Genomic DNA, 2315 nt, shown 5'->3' on the forward strand with positions numbered 1-2315 from the left:
GAAAGCCTGAGCCATCGGGGCTGCAAGGCCCCTCAATGCACGAGGTGCAGACCGCCGTAAGGCCTCATCGCGCATTTAAAACGGGCTGGCGTCCAATCGTGCCTATTCGGATCCGTCAATCATGGGGTTGTGAGAGGTTCCCAAGTGACCTCCTGCTCAGCCCTGTCGGACTGGTGCTTTGAGTTTGTGCAAGTTAGTAATCCGGGTAATTAAAGTCGTAAACTCGCAAATAAAGTCGTAAACAGACCTCTAGCTATTCTGGGTAATTAAAGTCGTAAACACGCAAATAAAGTCGTAAACAAGCCACCAGCATTCATGCGGGTTTGCGGGGTGGTTATTTGTAACGGTAAAGTTGTAAACTCGAATTCAACGAGTAGAGAAGAGCTAGATTTGCGGAGCTGACCTCGGCCCGGTAAGAACTTGTTGCTATATAAAGAAGAGCGCTAGCTTTGAGCGCTCTTTTTTGCGAGAACTTCTTGAGGTTCGAGCAGGCCCTACATGCCGCAATGACTGCAAGAGGCTGCAAGCCGTCGGTCGCCCGGCCACCGGTGAACGACTGCTGCGATCAGGACCAGCCCTTGGATAGGATGCCGATCGCTGGTCCAAGATCGAAACCCGACACAGGCGGCATGCTTAATCGTGGACATCACCCCATGAATCGCAAGCCATCGGCCTCGCTTGTACTCGGTCTTCTCGGCATTCCTGTTCGACTTTCAGTCCAGTCCTCTTCGCATGTCGACGGCCGCCGCTGCGCTTAAGGCGGACAAAAGCAGAGCAGCGCCTGCCGTTCCGACACCGTCAGCAACTTCGACGTAATTCCTTGCGGAGTTTTGATGCCGATGATGCTGTATTCCCATGCACCAGCCGGAGCGCGCTCGATGCTTGCCTCCTGTCGTGGGCCGACGAAGCATCGACGAATCCGCCTCTTCATCGGTTCTCGCGCAGTTGCCTGGTGATGCGAAGTTCGTTCGGCCGACGAAGAACCGGCTGGTGCGAGTACTGGTTCATGAAGTGGTTCATTGATGGTACACTTCTAGAATGAGTGAACCACTAAGCAATTGATCCGTGACTGTTTCCAAAAAATTGATAGAGGTGTCTGCGGCTGATCTGAGCCAGCTACTCCAGCAAGGTATGCAAGGAAATGGGGCAGGCTTCGCGCTGCTTGCCCGCCGAATGGTGAGCAAGATTAAGAAAGCCGATCCGGAGGCAGCGCAAGTATTGGTGAGTGCTTTGGACACCCAGGAGGTGACGCGCGGTGTGTTGCCTCCTGTAGACGTAGACAGCCGAATGAATCTGTTACGCGAAGAGCGATCAGTGGTCTTGGAGTTCGAGCCACTTTGGCCGACCGATATACGAAAGCAGCTGGAATTGGTTCTCGCGGAGCGGCGTAATGCGCTCAAACTCATCGGCGCGGGGCTGCAACCGATTAAAACTGCCATGTTCAAAGGTCCGCCGGGTGTCGGAAAGACGATGGCTGCGCGTTGGTTGGCGCGGGAACTGAACTTGCCGCTCTTGACGTTGGATTTGGCAAGCGTGATGAGCAGTTTGCTAGGGAAGACCGGAAGCAACTTGAAGGCAACCATTGACTATGGCAGCAGCTTCCCCTGCGTGCTCTTGCTCGATGAATTTGACGCTGTGGCCAAGCGCCGTGATGATGACCGTGACGTGGGTGAACTCAAGCGTCTAGTGACGGTGCTGCTGCAAGCGTTCGATCAATGGCCGTCGAGCTCTCTTTTGGTGGCCGCCACCAATCACCCTGAACTCCTCGATCCTGCCGTTTGGCGACGATTCGATGTGCAACTTGACTTCGCCGCCCCTGCGATCGACGAGATAAGTGCCCTGTTGCGCCACGAGGGGCTCAGTGACTCGTTTGTGTCGCGGATAGCTCCTTTGCTCGCGGGGGCGTCCTATGCCGATATCCGGCGCAAGTTGCTATCGGCCCGTAAGGTCGGCCTGCTTCAAGACCTGCCTTTCGAGCAAGTCCTGCTCGAACAGAACGCATCGAAACCACAAAGTCTGCGAGCAGAAGAGGTAAGGCGCCTGCGTCAGGCAGGCATGTCGCAGCGAAAGATCGCCGACTCGTTGGGCATTTCACATCCTACCGTCAACCGCATTTTGAAGAGTCTGGAAAAGGGAAATTATGGTTACCAAGAACCTTCTGCTTAGGGAAGGTCTGCAAAACCCCTGGTCATTCCGACTGGCGCAGAGCCTGATGAGGACCGACGATCACGGACATGGATCAGATCACGCTTGGCCTTGACCCCCTGCCCAAGAAAACCCGCAAAGAGGTCTTCCTTGAAGAGATGAACCAGGTC

Annotated in this window: 1 protein-coding gene; it reads left to right on the forward strand. The window is 54.9% G+C overall.

The genetic code is table 11. The features are described 5' to 3' along the window. The first annotated feature begins 1065 nt into the window (after positions 1–1065). Positions 1066–2166 (forward strand): AAA family ATPase, encoded by a 1101-nt coding sequence (locus BN2503_RS18850; protein WP_199445285.1) that lies wholly within the window; start codon positions 1066–1068, stop codon positions 2164–2166. Positions 2167–2315 lie beyond the last annotated feature (149 nt).

This window comes from Paenacidovorax caeni (assembly GCF_001298675.1).
Taxonomy (GTDB): Bacteria; Pseudomonadota; Gammaproteobacteria; order Burkholderiales; family Burkholderiaceae_C; genus Paenacidovorax; species Paenacidovorax caeni.